Raw genomic sequence first — 16561 nt, 5'->3', positions numbered from 1 at the left:
CGATACGGCGTCTATCGATCAGGGTAGAGAGGTTGCGCTCGGGTTACCAGGCCCTCACCGTCCGATGTGGGCGTCCATCCAGGCGACGGCGGTGCGTACCGCGTCGGATATCGGCAGCAGCCGGGCCGGGGCGCCGCCGACCGTCCCGTGCCGGGTGAACGCCGCCCGGTCGAGTTCCGCGCCGATTGCGGGGAAAGGGGCCGCATCCAGGTGCGGCGCCTCGAAGTCGAGCCGTTCCCGGCGGCCGTCGCGCACCACGTAGCAGCGGTACGGACGCCGCTGCGGCGGGCGGCGCAACCGGTACTCGGCGAGGTGCAGCGCGGTGCATGTCGCATAACCGACACCGAGCAGCAGCGTCCGGGCACCGGCCGCCTCCAGGGCGGCGAGCGGGGACCGCTCCCCGAGGTGGGAGTCCAGGTCGTGGACGCGCATCAGCTCCTCCGCCCGCGGCCCCCACGCGCTGAACGACGTCTGCGGGTGCCGGCTGCGGACCGCGCCGGGCAGGCGGCGTACGTGCTCGGCGAACGCGCCGACCCCGAACGACGGGGTGACGGCCGGGTCGAAGCCGGGCATCCGTTCCTCGTACGCCAGGCGTTCCCCGTCGGTCAGCCCGGCGGTCGCCGCGTGGTACGCGGGGCTGCTCACCGAGTTGTCCGGGGTCTGCGCCGGGACCACGACGGTGCCGGACGGACCGACGGCGGCCCGCAGCGCCGCAGCCAGGGTGGCCGGCCCACCGGCTACCGGTCCGAGGGCGCGCAGGGAGCAGTGCACGAGCACCACGTCACCGGGGCCGAGCCCGAGCGCGCGCAGGTCGGCGGCGAGCGTGCCGGCCGGGTGCGCGGTCCGGACGGCGGTCACGACGGCCACCCGGACATCGAGCGGGCGACCTGCCGGACCAGCCGCGACCCGGCCGGAGTGAGCGCGTCCGCCCGTTGCAGCGCGCCGATCGCCTCGGCCGTCCAGTCGCGGTACCGCCGGTAGACCGCCTGCGCGCCGTCGACCTGACGGTCGGTCCGGATCCGCCAGATGTCGGCCACCGCCGCGTGCGCGTAGATGCCGTGCAGAACGGCCTCGGCGGGACGCGGGTCGGGCCGCCAGCCCACAGTGATGTCGATCGGCCGGGTGCCGTCGACCAGGTCGCAGACGTCCAGCAGCGCGTTCATCTTGCTGTGCTGGAACTCGTGCACGAGCAGCACCGCCAGCGACCCGGCGTCGGTCTCCGTCGCCGCGACGCCGCCGAACGCCTGCCGGGCGGTCGACGCCTCGCTCACACCGGCGCCGCTGCGCCGCAACGGCACCACGGCCCGCAGCCCGGCGCGCAGCTCCTCGGCGTGGCCGGGGACCTCGTCCCGGATCACCTGCCATGCCGCCGCGAACGTGGCGGCCCAGCGCGCGGCGCCCTCGTCGCCGAGCCGGTCACCGGCGGGCAGCCGGTGGCAGTCGCGGTGCGGGTCGCCGTCCTCCAGCAGGACCGACACGTCCTGCGCGACGAGACGGCGGGTCGGCCACCAGCGGGGCCCACCCGCCGTGCCCGGATTCACCGCCACTGTCACGTCCCCGGCCCGCACCCGCAGCGAGTCCGGGCCGATCTCCACCCGCGCGGTGCCGTCGGCCACCTCGGGCAGCAGGACGGTGCCCACCGTCGGCAGGTGCAGGCGGCCGCCGCGCACCGGCACGGCCAGGTGTACCGGCGTGCCGGCGTCGAGCGCAGCGGCGGCGGCGATCGCGCTCAGGTAGTCCGGCCCCTGGCGGGCGCCGGTGCCGGTGCCGGCGAGGCAGTCGACAGCCCACGCCCGCACGTACGGGTGCGCCGCGATCCGGGCCACTGATTCCGGCGCGCTGCGGTCCAGGGCGGTCAGCGCGGCCCAGCCGTCGGCTCCGGCCCCGCCGGTCGGCAGGGGGTCGGCCACCTCGGCGAGCAGCGCGTGGACGATGGCGATCTGTGCCTCCACGAGCCGGCCGATGGCGACCCGGTCGCCGGTCAGCGCCGCGAGGCGGTCGATGAAGTCGTCGGGCAGGCCGGCGTCGAGCCGGACGGGTTCCGGTGGGTTCTCGTTCACGTGCACGATCAGCTCTTTCAGATCGGCGCAGTAGACACTCGGATTGTCGAAGTGCCCGGCGCCGTACCGGTGGGCGAAGAGTCCGCCGCCGCACTGGTCGACCACCGGGCACCGCCGGCACTCGTCGCTGAGACCGGCCCGGCCGGAGCGGCGGCGGGCCAGCAGCGCGCTCGCCGCCACGTCGTCGGCCGTGTGCGAGAAGACAGTCATGCCGGTAGCGGGCGCGCCGTCGTACGCGGTCTTGAGCGAGTCGGCCTGCTCCCATTCGCCGTCCGTCTCGATCACGGCCAGGTCGATCGGGTCGAGGCCCAGCCATTCCGTGCCGCTGGGTCCGCCGCGGGCGGTGGACAGGAGCGAGTCGAACAGGCGCACCGGGACCGGGCGGCCGTCCGCGCGCCAGCGGTCGTGGACGGCGCGCAGCCAGCGGGCGTACGCGGTGTCCCCGGCGGCCGGCCGCCACGGCGGGTTGTCCCAGGTGCCGTGCGGGAGCAGGAAGTCGATCCGGGGCGGCTCCTGGGCGAGCAGCGCCTCATACACGGCTACCGGATCGCTGCGCACGTCCACTGTGCAGAGCAGACCCGACCAGAGCCGCCGGTACGCCGGGCGGCGCAGCAGGGCGAGCGCCCGCAGCACCTGGTCGTAGCTGCTGGCACCGGAGCGGAAGCGCCGGTGCCTGTCGTTCGCGGCCCGGTCGCCGTCGAGCGAGACACCGACCGCGACGTCGTGTTCGGCGAGCAGGTCGCAGAACCGCTCGGAGAGCAGCACGCCGTTTGTCTGCATGCCCATTCGGAGCCGGGTGACCGGGCCGATGACGCGCCGCAGTTCGGCGAGTACCTGGCCCAGCCCGTCGGGGCCGAGCAGCAGCGGCTCCCCGCCGTGCAGGACGACTGTGACGTCCGGCAGCCCGTGGGCCGCCGCGTGTTCGGCGATCCGTCCGGCCGCGGCCCGGAGCACGTCCGGCGTCATCCGCACCGGGCGGCGGCGCCAGCTCTGGTCGGCGTGTTCGTAGACGTAGCAGTGGTCGCACGCCAGGTCACACCTGGCGTGCACCTTGAGGACGAACTCGGTGAGCGCCGCGCGGGCCGGCCCCGGGGACATCGCAGGTCAGATGAACGAGCCGAATTTCGCCGCCGGGATCCTGGTCTGATCGAGGTGAGCCGCCATCACCCGGCGCACGATGGGGGATATGTCCGCGGCGGAGAGCCGGTCGAGCGGCTCCGCGCGGACCTTGCCCAGCGACACCGGGGGCTCTTCCTGGCGCAAGGGTGCGGTAGTCATGAGTCTTCCTTAGGTTCGTGTACGCCAGCCGAGCACAGTGGCCCCGGCCAACCTAGTGCCTTTGGGGATCCAGCACCATCAACCCACCGGTGGGGAGACGGTTCTTTTTGGACGGTTCGCCGGCCGGCGTCGTCGTCGCTCAGGGGAGCGACCGTAAGGGATCAATTATGCGCCTTTTTGACCATCTAGGCCACGAATCGAAAGTTCAGACTTTGCCAGAAATCGTCCACCCCGATCCCCTGCTCAGGCGAGGGACCGGGGTGGACGAGCGGTAGCGTCCGGCGGCTCAGGCGGCCGGGCCGCTCCCGGACGGCGTGCCGAGGTGGATGCCGACGTCGGCCGGCTCGGTCATCTGGTCGTACGCCTTGGTCCGGAGCCGGTTGGTCTGCACCTCGCCGTCGAGCAACGCCGCCCGCAGCGCCTCCGCGTCGCTGATCTCCTTGGCGGTCACCGCGTCGGCCGCCGTGGTGGCGCCCTGCACCACCTCCAGGTGAGTGCCGTCGGTGGGCATCAACTCGGTCCACTTCGCCAGGCAGTACACCCGCTCCGGCACGTCCTGGCACTCGGTGGTCAGCTCGGGCATCTCGTCGCCGGTGCCGAGGTGGCCGGTCCGGTACGCCGTCAGCTCGTCCACGAACGCCTTCAGCTCGTGCTCCACCTGCGGCGCGAGGCTGGTCGCCACCACCTTGCCGAAGATCCACCGCAGCGCGGTCAGCTCCATGCCGGCCCGCACCGGCAGGTAGAGCTTCGCCCAGCTGGCGTTGACGAAGTCGCCGGGGTCGCGCTCCGGGGCACGGGCATCACCGCCGGACCACCACCCGGGGTACGCCACGAACGACGCGCGCTCCCAGTCGAAGACCCGGTGCCAGAAGTCGATCTCCCACGCCTCGTCCCGCACGCTGGCCGGGAAGTGCGCCTCCACGATCTGCGAGACCATCTCGTTGACCGGCGAGAAGCCGGCCCGTAGCCGCGCCTCGAACTCGTCCCCCGCCGTCTGGGCCGCCGCCAGCGCCGCGTCGCGCCGGTCCTGCCACTCCTGAAGGTCGGTCAGGTAGCCCGCGACCAGCGCGTTGTACGCCGCGTCGTCGGCGGTCTGGTCCACCACCGTCGGGGTACGCCGGAACCCGGCGGCGAGTTGCACGTCCGCGCCCGGACCCGCCAGCCAGCTCCGGGCGCCGACGTGCACGCGTACGCGCAGCACCGGCCGTCCGTCCGCCTCGGTGACCACCGGCACGCCCACCACCCGGGCGGCGATCGCGTCCGGCGGACGGCGGGTGATCAGCGTGAGGTTCTGCCGGATCGTGTCGACGTTGCCGTCCCACTCCCAGCCGGCGTCGACGGGGACATCGACGTCGTAGTCCGCGCTCATGTCACCCGTGAATCCCCACTTGTCGAGCGTGACCACGGGGGAGTACACGACGCGCGTCTCCACCGCTGCGGGCGCGCCACGCGGCGGGCGCTCCGGCTTCACCGGCATCGGGGGCAGTGCGGCGACCGCGTTGTCGCGGATCCGCTGCCGCCCGTCGACGATCTTCTGGGCGAAGGCGAACGCCGGATCCTTGATCGTGGGGGCCCAGCAGACCCGTGCGCCGTACCGCTCGTGGGCCAGCTCCAGCCGTTGCAGCACCTTGAAGTAGTGCAGCGTGATCGGCGTGGCCCGGTTCGGGTTGCGGACGGTGCGCTTCGAGGACGACTCCGTACCCGTCTCGCTGACCAGCTTGAAGTCGGTCTTGTGCTGGGTGCGGTAGCGCGCGGCGACCTTCGAGGTGGCGGTCCGGCTGTCCTTGACCGCGCGGCGGCTCGTCTCCTGGCTCGCCGCGGTGACGCTGCTGGCGAAGCCGATCGTGTGGCTGGCGTTGAAGGTGCCCCAGATGCCGGTCGGGCTGGTGTACTGGCCGGTGTGGCTCGCGTTGAGCCCCCAGGTGTCGGTGAGCGACTTCTGCCGCTCGAAGCCCTCCTGGAGTTCCGTGGTGAGCGCGCTGGTCAGCTCGACGTCGGTCTGCTGTTCCGACTCGTTCTGCTCCTCCAGGGTCAGCTCGCGCTTGGTGTAGGTGCGCTGCTCCAGCACCGCCTCCTCACCGGGGGCGAGCGCCAGCGCGTAGACGTGCTCGCCGAGCGCGAAGCCCACCGGCCGGATCCGGGTGCGGTCGAGGAACGCGATGCCCACGTCGGACTGGAGCAGCCCGGCGACGAACTCCGCCTGCTGGTCGCCGAGGAGCGTCTGGCGCCGCGCCGGCGGCTCCCGGTACGACATGCCCGAGTCGGCGCCGGGCAGTGCCTCGGTGGCGGCGTCCATCTCGTTGGCCTTCCACAGGTCGTAGAGGCCGAGTTGCTTGAGCAGGTGGGGCAGCCGGTCGCCGTCGAGCCCGCCGTAGCGGATCGCCTCGATCAGCGCCTGCTTGACGTAGAACGGCAGGATGGGCGTCTCGCCACCGCCGAACGTGAGCCGGACCGGTACGAAGTAGTTCGAGTAGACGTACCGGTCGGAATGCGCGGTGCTGAAACCAAGCGTCGCCGGATCGGCGTCGGCGACGACGACTCTGCCCATCGGTGCTCCTCTACAGCGGCAGGGTGAACAGGGAGTGCAGCCCCTGGTACGTCATCTCGTGCGAGGTGACGAAGAACCCGGGGAACAACTGACTGAGGGCGGCCTGCCGGACGACCGTCTCGCGTACGGCGTGCGCGGTCAGCTCTTCGAGACCGGCGACGACCTCTGCCGGCACACCGCCCTTGGCGGCCCGCTGGTACGCCTCCGCGATCGCCTCCCAGCGACCGTCGAACGTCTCCCCGAGGTCGTCGGCGACGGTGCCCCAGGTCTTCTCGAAGCGCTCCAGCTTGGTCGAGGAGGTCCAGTCGACGTTCGTGACGCGGGCCGCATCGGGGTCGACGAGCAGCAGGTCGGAACGGAGGTCCCCGACAGTGGTGGACGCCTTCCACCGGAACCGCTCGGCGAGGTGGCCGGCGAGGGCCTTCTCCGCCCCGGCCGCGGCCGGGTTGCCGGTGAACCCGACGAGGCGCAGCAGCAGGTCCCGGTCCGGGTGGCCGAGCAGCATCTGGGCGACCGTCTGGCGCAGCACCGCCTCGGAGCCGCGCAGCGCGGGCGCCAGTTCCGGATGGGCCGCGCGGACCGCCTCGACCACTGTCGCCAGCGACTTCTCCGCGAACGCCTCGAGGCCCGGTGACCGGCCGACGAGCTGGGCGACCTCGGCGGCCATCCGCCGGTGCACCTGCTGCCCGAGCCGCCAGGGCTGCGCCTGCCCGGCCTTGCGCAGCGCGCGGAACTCCTCGTACGCGGCGGTCTGGAGCGCCCGGTTGAACGCGGTGGTCAGCCGCTGCTCCAGTTGCCGGGCGATGGCCGCGCGCACGACGGCGGCCTGGATGTCCCGGGGTGTCTTCGGCGGCTTCAGCTCGCGCAGGTCCTCGACCCGCTTGATGATCTCGTCCAGCGCCTCGTTCAGTTCGGCGCGAGTCGCCGCCCGGCCGGCCGAGGACACCGTCTCGGACATGCTCGCCATCAGCACGGGCCGGCCGTCGAGGCTGACCAGCGCGCCGAGCCGGGTGCCCGCCCCGGCGCCCGCGAACGCCTCGGCGTGCGCCGCCTGGGTGAACACGCTCAGCGTCAGTTCGGCGTCGGCCAGCAGCACCCGGCCCTGCCGGAACAGCGCGTCGAGCACCTTCGGCGGGAAGAGCGTGCGCAGGACGGCCAGCCCCACCCGGGGCGTGGCGGCGATCGCGGCCCGGCCGATCGCCACCAGCAGCGCGGCCATCTGGGCGGTCAGCAGGCGTGCCTCGCGGGCGCCCGCGAGCAGCAGCGGCACGTACCGGACGGCGGCGCGCACCGCGACGCCGCCGAGCAGCCGGGCGAGATGTACCAGTCCGGTGAGCACCTGGTACAGGTCGCCGGCGACGCGCCCGAGCAGCCGGCCGGCGGCGAACGGGTCGAGGTTCTCCAGGTGCCGGGCGAACTCGGCCGCCCAGCCGCGCCACAGCGCCAGCAGCCGTTCCGGGACGGTTGTCGGGTCCAGCGCGGCCACGATCCCGGCCAGCGCCTGGCGTACGACTGTGGCCTGGTCGGCGATGCGCTGCACACCGGCGCGGGGATCGACTGTCAGCACGATGAGCGTGGTGAACTGTTCCTGCTGGAGCCGGCCGATCAACTGCACGAGCTTGCCGAGGTCGACCACCACCGTCGCGACGGACTCCCCGACACCCACCGCGAACCCGTCGAGGAACAGCTTCGGGTTGATCCCGTTCCAGGCCGCGTAGTGCCGCATCGCGTCGAGCAGCGCGGGGTCGAGGCCGAGCAGGTGGCGGCGGAACGCGCCGTCGGTGTCGACGTCGGAGGCGGCCAGGTCGAAGAACGCCTCGGCCAGCCGCAGTTTCGCGAGCATCGCGACCAGGTCCCAGACGTTGTCGGTGGTGATGCGGCCGCTCATCGCGGTCAGGACCCGGTCGCGGGTCATCGACCGGGTGGCGTGGGCGTCCATCCAGTACTTGACGGTCAGCGCGACGAACTCCACCCGCGGGTCCTGGGTGCGTACGCCGAAGACCGCGGCCCGGTCCTCGGCGGACACCCGCGGCACGCTGAACCAGTCCCGGATCATGACGGATTCGTCCGCCGGCTGCCCCAAATCCCCCACCGCCCTCCAGCCGTGTGCACTGTCGGGCCGCGATACGGGCGTCGCTAGTGCTGGGTCGACAAGCCGACATGACCTCCGTGGCCGTCGGGCCCGGCATCCATCGACTGTTACGACTTGACGAACGACGTGTTATCGCTCACAGTCGATGGCACAGCGCGGCGGCAGCGACGGGTCGCCGAGCGGGCGCGGGCGGCCGGGTGGCAGGCCGGGTGTGGGGTCAGTGCGCCAGCGCTAATTGTTAGCGCTCACAAATGTGATCTGAGGGAGGAACATGTTTGCTTTTGGTAGATCCCCATCGACGGTGTCGCCGCCACGACGGCGCGGATGGCTGCCGCGAGTCGTCGCGACAGGCGCCGCGGCGCTCCTCGTCGGCGCCGGCGCCGTGGCGGTCGTGTCCGCGCCCGCCGCCGCCGCGAGCGTCGACACGAGTGCCTGGTACGTCCTGGTCAACCGCAACAGCGGCAAGGCGCTCGACGTCTACAACCTGGCCACGAACGACGGCGCGCGAATCGTGCAGTGGTCGCGCAACAACGGCAACCAGCAGCAGTGGCAGTTCGTCGACTCCGGCGGCGGCTACTACCGGCTGAAGTCCCGGCTGTCCGGCAAGGTGCTCGACGTCTACAACTGGTCGACCGCAAACGGCGGCAGCATCGTGCAGTGGTCCGACACCAACGGGACCAACCAGCAGTTCCGGCTGGCCGACTCCGACAGCGGGTACATCCGCCTGATCAACCGCAACAGCAACAAGGTGGTGGAGGTGCAGGGCGCCTCGACCGCCGACGGCGGAAACATCGTCCAGTACGACGACTGGAACGGCGCCAACCAGCAGTGGCAGCTCGTCCGCGTCGACGGCGGCGGTGGCAACCCCACCACGGCGCCGCCCACCACTCCGCCGCCGGGTGGTACGTGCAACCTGCCGTCGTCGTACCGGTGGTCGTCCACGGGCGTGTTGGCGCAGCCGCGCTCGGGCTGGGTGTCGCTCAAGGACTTCACAGTGGTGCCCTACAACGGGCAGCACCTCGTCTACGCCACCACGCACGACACCGGGTCGTCGTGGGGGTCGATGAACTTCGGTCTGTTCTCCAACTGGTCGCAGATGGCCTCCGCCTCGCAGAACGCGATGTCCTCCGGCACTGTCGCGCCGACGCTGTTCTACTTCGCGCCGCGCAACATCTGGGTCCTGGCCTACCAGTGGGGACCCACCGCGTTCTCCTACCGCACCTCCAACGACCCCACCAACCCCAACGGATGGTCCTCGGCGCAGCCGCTGTTCACCGGCAGCATCTCCGGCTCCGGCACCGGCCCGATCGACCAGACCCTGATCGCCGACGACCAGAACATGTACCTGTTCTTCGCCGGTGACAACGGCAAGATCTACCGCTCCAGCATGCCGATCGGGAACTTCCCCGGCAGCTTCGGCTCGAACTACACCACGATCATGTCGGACTCGACGAACAACCTGTTCGAAGCCGTGCAGGTCTACAAGCTGCAGGGCCAGACCCGCTACCTGATGATCGTCGAGGCGATCGGCTCGCAGGGCCGCTACTTCCGGTCGTTCACCGCCACCAGCCTGGGCGGCTCCTGGACCCCGCAGGCCGCCACCGAGTCCAACCCCTTCGCCGGCAAGGCCAACAGCGGCGCCACCTGGACCAACGACATCAGCCACGGTGAGTTGATCCGCACCACCGCCGACCAGACCTTCACCGTCGACCCCTGCAACCTCCAACTGCTCTACCAGGGCCGTTCCCCCAGCTCCGGCGGCGACTACGGCCTCCTGCCCTACCGCCCCGGACTGCTCACCCTCCAGCGCTGAGCCGGGCCGTCGAGGAGAGAAGGTCGCATGAAAAGGCACAGAACGACCCGTACCGCGGTGTTGTCGGCCGGCGCGGTCCTGCTGGCGTCCACCGCGATGGCCGCGGCGCTACCGGCCGGGGCGGCGGCCGCCGGATGCGCGGTGACCTACGCCGTGTCGTCGCAGTGGCAGGGCGGCTTCGGCGCGAACGTCACGGTCACCAACCTCGGTGACCCGGTCAACGGCTGGACGCTCACCTGGTCCTACGCCGCCGGCCAGACCGTCACCCAGGCGTGGAACGCCACAGTCACCCAGAGCGGGGCGGCGGTCAGCGCCCGCAACGTCGACTACAACGGGTCCATCCCGACGAACGGCAGCACGTCGTTCGGGTTCAACGGGTCCTGGACCAGCAGCAACCCCGCGCCGACCAGCTTCGCGCTCAACGGCGTGACCTGCACCGGCGGCACGACGCCGACGTCGCCGTCCACCTCGCCGTCCACGTCGCCGACGAGTTCGCCGACCACCTCGCCGAGCAGCCCGCCGCCCACCGGGGCGGCGGACATCACCGTCAACACCGCCAGCCGCTACCAGACGATCGACGGGTTCGGCGCCGCCGTGTCGATCTGGGGCGGCGCCTGGTCGACGGCCGAGACGCAGACGCTCGTCGGGCTCGGCCCCAACCAGCTCGGCCTGTCCATCGTGCGTACCGGCATCTCGCCGGTGTCCGGCGAGTGGGGAACCCAGGTCAGCGCGCTGCGCACGGCGAAATCGTACGGGTCGAACGTGAAGATCATGGCGTCGCCGTGGACCGCTCCGGCGGCCTGGAAGACGAACAACAGCCGGATCAACGGCGGCAAGCTGCGCACCGACTACTACGACGACTACGCCAACCACCTCAACAGCTACGTCCAGTACATGCGCAACCAGGGCGTAACGGTCGACGTCACGTCCGTGCAGAACGAGCCGGACTGGCACCCGGACTACGACTCGATGGACTGGAGCGGCACCGAGCTGCAGACCTTCGTCCGGGAACAGGGCGCCAAGGTGCAGAACACCAAGCTGATGGTCGCCGAGGCGGTGAACCTGAACTACAGCTACACCGACCCGACGCTCAACGACGCGGCGGCCCGCAACAACATCGGGTACATCGGCGGTCACCTGTACGGCACCGAGGCGTCCGGCCGGCTGAAGCCGTACACGCTGGCGCAGCAGTACAACAAGCCGGTGTGGATGACCGAGTGGAACCTGCACGAGGCCGACGGCGGCGGCTCCAACATCTGGGGCAACCCGGCCAACGCCGCGGCCTGGAACGAGACGCTCGACGACATCATGCGCACCGTGCACAAGTCGATGGAGTCGAACTGGAGCGCGTACGTCTGGTGGTACGGCAAGCGCTACTACTCGTTCATCGGTGACGGCGAGTCCGCGTACGGCACCGTGGCGGGCGCGCCGCTCAAGCGCGGGTACGCGTTCTCGCAGTACTCGAAGTACGTGCGGCCCGGCTACCAGCGGGTCGCCCTGACCAAGAGCTCCAAGGCGTCGCCGCTGGAGGTGACCGCCTATTCCGGTGACGGGAAGGTCACGCTGGTGATCCTCAACCGGTCCACCAGCGCGGTGAACAACGCGATCATCCAGGCGCCGCAGAACGTCAGCCGGGCGGAGTACGTGGCCACGTCGCAGAACGCCAGCGCGGCGAGCCAGCCGGTCGGCGTGAACGGCAACCAGGTCACTGTGAACGTCGGCGCGCGAAGCATCTCCACCGTCGTGCTCACCCTCTGACCGGGGACACGAAACAAGGGCGGGGGCGGCCGGATCGGCCGCCCCCGCTCGTGTGTGACCGCTAACTGGCGTACGTCTCGAACTCGCCGACTCTCGGCGTACCGCTGGAGCTGTTGATCTTGAAGTTGATCTTCTTCAGCGAAGTCGCGCCGAAGGTGATCTGGCCAGCCCCGCTGCCGGAGGCCAGCACCGCGCCGGTGTCGTTGTTGACGAGCTGCCAGGACCCGATCGAGCCCGAGGTGCCGGACGGCTCGCGGATGACCACGCGGGACACGGTGGTGGCCGACCCCCACTTGATCGAGACGGTGCCGGTGGATCCGGACGGCGACCAGTAGGTGCTCAGGCTGCCGTCGCGCACGTTGCCGTAGCTGGTGCCGTCGGCCTTGCTGGACCCGTCGGCGCCGGCCCCGGAGAGGAGGCTCAGGTTGGTCCCGCCGGACGGGGGCGGGGTGGTCGTCCCGGGCGGCGGCGTGGTGGGTGCGGGCGTGGTGGGTGCGGGAGTGGTCGGGGTCGGGGACTGCGGCGTGCAGTTGCCGTCGGAGACGCGCAGGCCGGTGTTCGGGCCCGCCGTCTGCCGCACGACGTCCGGCACGCAGCTCGCCGCGTCCAGACGGTACGAGTACGGCACGCTGACGGTGGTCGTGGACGTCACGTTCGGCCCCGCCGGGTAGTTGTCGCTCCCGGGCGAGGACCAGGTCACGTTGTCGAAGATGTTGCCGCTGACCTGCCAGGTGCCGCGCTCGCTGGTGTAGAACGTGCCGAGCACGTCCTTGGAGTTGCGGAAGTAGTTGTTGTCCACCTTGGCCCGCGCGCCGGCCCGGGAGTTGATGCCCGACTCGTGCAGCCCGGTGTAGTGGTTGTTGAACATGTGGGCGATGCCGCCACGCAACAGCGGCGTACGGGAGTCGATGTTCTCGTACAGGTTGTGCTCGAACGTGATGTAGCCGTTGCCGCGGTCGCTCTCGCTGGACCCGATGAGGCCGCCCCGGCCGGAGTTGCGCAGGATGCTGTACGACAGCGTCACGTACTGAGTGTCGTCCTTCATGTCGAACAGGCCGTCGTAGCCCTCCGACTCCCCGCCGGACGCCTCCAGCGTCACGTGGTCGACCCAGACGTTGCGGACGCTGCTCTCCATGCCGATCGCGTCACCGCCGTTGGAGGTGGGCGAGCCGGACTTCTTGACGTTGCGCACCGTCACGTTGCGGATGATGATGTTGCGCGAGTCGCGGATGTGGATGCCGAGCTGGTCGAAGACGGCGCCGCTGCCCACGCCGATGATGGTGACGTTGCTGATCTGCTTCAGCTCGATCACGCCGTCGGCGGTGTTGCAGCTCGATCCGGAGACCTTGCTGGTGTTGCCGTGGTTGATGGTCCCGGTCACCTCGATGATGATCGGGGTGCTGCTGCTGGCCCGCCCGCACAGCGCGGCGTGGATGGCGGTGCCGGTGGTGGCGCGTACCGTCTGCCCGCCCGCGCCGCCGGTGGCGCCGCCGTTCTGGGTGGCGTAGCCGGTGGCGCTGCCGGCCGCCGCCGACGCCTGCGGGGACGGGAGCGCCACGGCGACGGCGATCCCCACGACCGCCGTGGCCAGTGCCGCGTGGAGTCGCAGCGCGACTGGTCTTCTCATGTCGCCTCATTCCTTTTTCGAGCATGCGGGAATTGCCGCCGAGCAGCGGCCAGTCACCGAATGGGAGTAGTGAGGAGCCGCGACGCGATCAGGCGCGTCGCCGGCGGATGTTGTCATCTGCGATGCCCGGGCCGCAAACGAAACATCGATGTAACGCGATCGTATGAAAGCGCTTTCGCTCAGGGCAAGAGGTAGCGTTTGCAGGTTTTTTGCACTGCTCAGGGCGGCCGCACGCCAGAGGCGCCACCTTGACGGGCAGCGAGATCGATGGTTGCCTGCACCTCACCCTCGCATCGACATCTGTCTAACCCTGCCCCCACAAGGAGCGCCATGTCCCGACCCCGCAGGACCCGTACGTCGGCCGCAGTCGCCGGCGCGGTCGTCGCCGCCGTCCTGGCCGCCGCGCCGGCCCTCGCCACGCCCCTGGAGACACCGGCGGCCACCGGCAACACCTGGAGCGCCGACCTGGCCGGAATCGACTCCGACGACGTCAACGTCCGCTGGACGGGCACGGAACTCCGCCTCGCCGATGCGGCACACCGGCCCACGGCCCGGCGCGGCATCGCGGCCGAGGGCACGCTCCTCGTCGCGCCGCATTCACTCGCCGCACCCGCCAACCGGGTCCGGGCCGACGTCGTCGCAGGTCCCGCCCGCGACAGCGCCGTCGAGGTGGCGGCGCGCGGCTGGCGATCGGGCGCGTGGACCGAATGGCGGGCCGTGACCGGCGCGGCCGTGTTCGACCAGCCGGTCACCCGGGTGCAGATCCGGGTGGTCCTCACCGCCGACCGAACGGCCGCCACGCCCAGCCTGCGCACGGTCCGGCTCACCGCCGACTCGGTCGCCGCCGTCACGGCCGCCACGCCCGGCCTCACCTACCGGGTGTACGCCACCCGCGAAGGGCTGGTCGGCGGGACCACCGCCAACGGGCACGTGATCGTCTCCCGGGACCACTTCGTCGCCCTGCCCTCGGCCCGCGGACTCGCGCCGAAGAACACCGGCGACTACACCGTGCGGGTCTGCACCACGACCCGCAGCCGCTGCGAGTACGCGCCGGTCTGGGACATGGGGCCGTGGAACACCAAGGACGACTACTGGAACCCGAGCGGTGTGCGGGAGATGTGGAAGGACCTGCCGCAGGGCCGGCCCGAGGCGCAGGCGGCGTACCAGAGCGGCTACAACGGCGGCCGGGACCAGTTCGGACGCGTGGTGGGCAGCCCGGCCGGCATCGACCTCGCCGACGGCACGTTCTGGGACGGTCTGCTGCTGACCGACAACGCCTGGGTCGACGTCGCCTACCTCTGGACCGGCACCGGCACCCGGGGCCGCATCGGCAGCGGCCCGCTCAACATCCGCTCCGGCCCCGGCACGGGCAACCCCGTCGTCGGCCTGGCCGCCACGTACGCCAACGTGCCGATCGAGTGCTCCGTCACCGGCCAGTCGGTGAGCGGCCCGTACCGGACCACCACCCAGTGGAACCGCCTCGCGTCAGGACACTTCGTCAGCCACGCGTACGTCTCCAGCGTGACCGGCACCATCGCGCCCTGCTGAGGACGGTCCGCCCGGGGCGCGCGCCGTTCGCAGGGCTTGACGGCTCTCCATGGTAAGCCGTAGCTTACCGTTCGTGCCCACTTACAAAGCTGAGGACGGATGGGACGCCCTGGGTGACCCGACACGGCGGGCCATCATCGCGAGTCTCGCGGAGCGGCCGAGGGCGGTCGGCGAGCTGGCCGCGGTGCTGCCGATCAGCCGGCCGGCGGTGTCGCAGCATCTGCGGGTGCTGAAGGACGCCGGCCTGGTGACGGACCGGGCGGCGGGCACCCGGCGCGTCTACCGGCTCAATCCGGCCGGGGTGGCGGCGTTACGAGATCAGCTCGACACCTACTGGAGCCGGGCGTTGGAGAGCTTCCGGGACGTCGCCGAACGTCCTGACGAGGAGGAATCATGAGTGGCAGGGATGCGGTGGTGAGTCGGCAGATCGTGGTGGACGCACCGGTCGAACGGGCGTTCGCGGTGTTCACGCAGCGGTTCGGCGACTTCAAGCCGAGGGAGCACAACCTGCTGGGGTCACCGATCGTCGAGACCGTGTTCGAGCCGAAGGTCGGCGGGCACATCTACGACCGCGGCGAGGACGGCAGCGAGTGCGCCTGGGCGCGGATCCTCGTCTTCGAGCCGCCGGACCGGGTGGTGTTCAGCTGGGACATCAGCCCGGCGTGGCAGCTCGAACAGGATCAGGACAACGCCAGCGAGGTCGAGGTCCGGTTCGTCGCCGAGACGCCGCAGCGGACCCGAGTCGAGTTGGAGCACCGCAACCTGGACCGGCACGGTCCGGGCTGGGAGTCGGTCCGGGACGGCGTCGCTCATGACGAGGGCTGGCCGCTGTACCTGACCCGGTACGCCGGCCTGTTCAGAGACGCCGGATAAGGGCCCGCCGGTCCGACCGGGCCGGTCGGACCGGCGGGTGTCAGAGCGGGACGGCTCGCCTGCGGGACGACTCCGGCGTCGCGCCGCTGCGGGTGCGCTGGATGAGCACGACGCAGGCGAGCACCGCGCCCGCCACCACGAGCGCGCCGGGCGTGACCGCCTCACCGAGCAGCACTGCCGACCAGATCAGCGTGAGCACCGGCTGGGCGAGCTGGATCTGACCGACCTTGGCGATGCCGCCCCGGGCCAGCCCGGCGTACCAGGCGAAGAAGCCGAGGAACATCGAGACCACTGTGAGGTAGCCGAACCCGGTCCAGGCGGCGACGCCGCCCTGCGGCGGGTGGACGAGCGCGGCAACCGCCGTGACCGGCACGGTGACCGGGAGCGACAGCAGCAACGCCCAGCAGATCGTCCGGGCGCCACCGAGTTCGCGGGCCAGCCGGCCGCCCTCGGCGTACCCGAGTCCGCAGAGCACCACGGCGGCGAGCAGGAACAGGTCGGCGGCCGACAGCGTCCCGCGGATCGAGCCGCCGGCGGCGAGGAACGCGAGCACCAGCGCCAGTCCGGCGGCGCTGGCGATCCAGAACAGCGACGGCGGCCGCTCCCCGGCCCGCAGCACCGCGAACACCGCGGTCATGGCGGGCAGCACGGTGACCACCACCGCGCCGTGCGCGGACGTCTGTGTGGTGAGCGCCAGCGAGGTGAACAGCGGGAAGCCGACCACGACGCCGAGCGCGACTATCGACAGCCGTCGCCACTGGTCCCGGGTGGGGTGTGGGGCGCCGGTGAGCCGCAGGTAGGCCCAGGCGAGCAGCGCCGCGCCCACCGCCCGTCCGAACGCGACGAACCAGGGGTCGAGCGTGTGCACCGCGACGCGGGTGGCCGGCAGCGACATGCTGAAGGCCAGCACACCCAGCGCGCCGAGAGCGACCCCGGCGCCCGGCCTCACCGTTACCGTCGTTGG

The 16561-nt window shown here is 71.4% G+C and carries 12 protein-coding genes; 5 read left to right on the top strand and 7 right to left on the bottom strand.

Features of this window, described 5'->3' with window-relative positions:
• Window positions 1–54: 54 nt before the first annotated feature.
• From MicB006_RS30660 to MicB006_RS30645, 5 genes are all read right to left on the bottom strand, one after another.
• The gene (locus tag MicB006_RS30660) at window positions 55–858 is read right to left on the bottom strand and encodes an aminoglycoside N(3)-acetyltransferase (protein ID WP_116511994.1); all 804 of its coding nucleotides are present in this window, start codon (window positions 856–858) and stop codon (window positions 55–57) included.
• On the bottom strand, window positions 855–3158 hold the full coding sequence (locus MicB006_RS30655; RefSeq protein ID WP_116510786.1) for an FxsB family cyclophane-forming radical SAM/SPASM peptide maturase: 2304 nt from the start codon (window positions 3156–3158) through the stop codon (window positions 855–857). The genes MicB006_RS30660 and MicB006_RS30655 overlap by 4 nt, the downstream gene beginning before the upstream one ends.
• Window positions 3159–3164: 6 nt before the next feature.
• A complete protein-coding gene (locus MicB006_RS32130; RefSeq protein ID WP_184680028.1) occupies window positions 3165–3338 on the bottom strand; it encodes a hypothetical protein in 174 nt (57 codons plus the stop codon).
• A gap of 286 nt (window positions 3339–3624) precedes the next feature.
• Window positions 3625–5886, bottom strand: coding sequence for a hypothetical protein (locus MicB006_RS30650; protein WP_116510785.1), 2262 nt, complete (start codon window positions 5884–5886; stop codon window positions 3625–3627).
• A 10-nt stretch (window positions 5887–5896) separates the two neighbouring features.
• Window positions 5897–7942: a hypothetical protein gene (locus MicB006_RS30645; RefSeq protein WP_225980579.1), complete on the bottom strand. Its 2046-nt coding sequence runs from the start codon at window positions 7940–7942 to the stop codon at window positions 5897–5899.
• A gap of 307 nt (window positions 7943–8249) precedes the next feature.
• Between MicB006_RS30645 and MicB006_RS30640 the strand changes: the two genes are divergently transcribed.
• Together MicB006_RS30640 and MicB006_RS30635 are read left to right on the top strand one after the other, a co-directional pair.
• Window positions 8250–9791, top strand: coding sequence for a non-reducing end alpha-L-arabinofuranosidase family hydrolase (locus tag MicB006_RS30640; RefSeq protein ID WP_116510783.1), 1542 nt, complete (start codon window positions 8250–8252; stop codon window positions 9789–9791).
• A gap of 27 nt (window positions 9792–9818) precedes the next feature.
• Window positions 9819–11549, top strand: a complete 1731-nt coding sequence (locus tag MicB006_RS30635; RefSeq protein WP_116510782.1) for a cellulose binding domain-containing protein — start codon at window positions 9819–9821, stop codon at window positions 11547–11549.
• A 61-nt stretch (window positions 11550–11610) separates the two neighbouring features.
• Here MicB006_RS30635 and MicB006_RS30630 read toward each other — a convergent pair whose 3' ends face one another.
• On the bottom strand, window positions 11611–13176 hold the full coding sequence (locus MicB006_RS30630; RefSeq protein WP_116510781.1) for a polysaccharide lyase family 1 protein: 1566 nt from the start codon (window positions 13174–13176) through the stop codon (window positions 11611–11613).
• Between the two features lie 330 nt (window positions 13177–13506).
• Here MicB006_RS30630 and MicB006_RS30625 point away from each other — a divergent pair, with 330 nt between their 5' ends.
• From MicB006_RS30625 to MicB006_RS30615, 3 genes are read left to right on the top strand one after another with little or no spacing between them, the layout of a single operon-like run.
• Window positions 13507–14724 carry a hypothetical protein gene (locus MicB006_RS30625; protein WP_116510780.1) on the top strand — a complete coding sequence of 406 codons (1218 nt, stop codon included), beginning with the start codon at window positions 13507–13509 and terminating at the stop codon, window positions 14722–14724.
• 49 nt (window positions 14725–14773) lie between these two features.
• Window positions 14774–15121, top strand: coding sequence for a metalloregulator ArsR/SmtB family transcription factor (locus MicB006_RS30620; protein WP_116510779.1), 348 nt, complete (start codon window positions 14774–14776; stop codon window positions 15119–15121).
• On the top strand, window positions 15118–15597 hold the full coding sequence (locus MicB006_RS30615; RefSeq protein WP_116510778.1) for an SRPBCC family protein: 480 nt from the start codon (window positions 15118–15120) through the stop codon (window positions 15595–15597). Before MicB006_RS30620 ends, MicB006_RS30615 begins: the two co-directional genes overlap by 4 nt.
• Window positions 15598–15637: 40 nt before the next feature.
• On the opposite strand, the gene MicB006_RS30610 is transcribed toward MicB006_RS30615, so the two are convergent.
• A complete protein-coding gene (locus tag MicB006_RS30610; RefSeq protein ID WP_225980577.1) occupies window positions 15638–16546 on the bottom strand; it encodes a DMT family transporter in 909 nt (302 codons plus the stop codon).
• Window positions 16547–16561 lie beyond the last annotated feature (15 nt).

The organism is Micromonospora sp. B006, assembly GCF_003408515.1.
In the GTDB taxonomy this organism is placed as follows: Bacteria; Actinomycetota; Actinomycetes; order Mycobacteriales; family Micromonosporaceae; genus Micromonospora; species Micromonospora echinospora_A.
This window is presented reverse-complemented; position numbering and strand designations above follow the sequence as displayed.

Bases quoted from the DNA above. Each gene is read 5' to 3' on its own strand.
- MicB006_RS30640 (WP_116510783.1), top strand. From the start codon at position 8,250: ATGTTTGCTTTTGGTAGATCCCCATCGACGGTGTCGCCGCCACGACGG.
- MicB006_RS30630 (WP_116510781.1), bottom strand. From the start codon at position 13,176: ATGAGAAGACCAGTCGCGCTGCGACTCCACGCGGCACTGGCCACGGCG.
- MicB006_RS32130 (WP_184680028.1), bottom strand. From the start codon at position 3,338: ATGACTACCGCACCCTTGCGCCAGGAAGAGCCCCCGGTGTCGCTGGGC.
- MicB006_RS30655 (WP_116510786.1), bottom strand. From the start codon at position 3,158: ATGTCCCCGGGGCCGGCCCGCGCGGCGCTCACCGAGTTCGTCCTCAAG.
- MicB006_RS30650 (WP_116510785.1), bottom strand. From the start codon at position 5,886: ATGGGCAGAGTCGTCGTCGCCGACGCCGATCCGGCGACGCTTGGTTTC.
- MicB006_RS30625 (WP_116510780.1), top strand. From the start codon at position 13,507: ATGTCCCGACCCCGCAGGACCCGTACGTCGGCCGCAGTCGCCGGCGCG.
- MicB006_RS30645 (WP_225980579.1), bottom strand. From the start codon at position 7,942: ATGATCCGGGACTGGTTCAGCGTGCCGCGGGTGTCCGCCGAGGACCGG.
- MicB006_RS30615 (WP_116510778.1), top strand. From the start codon at position 15,118: ATGAGTGGCAGGGATGCGGTGGTGAGTCGGCAGATCGTGGTGGACGCA.
- MicB006_RS30620 (WP_116510779.1), top strand. From the start codon at position 14,774: ATGGTAAGCCGTAGCTTACCGTTCGTGCCCACTTACAAAGCTGAGGAC.
- MicB006_RS30635 (WP_116510782.1), top strand. From the start codon at position 9,819: ATGAAAAGGCACAGAACGACCCGTACCGCGGTGTTGTCGGCCGGCGCG.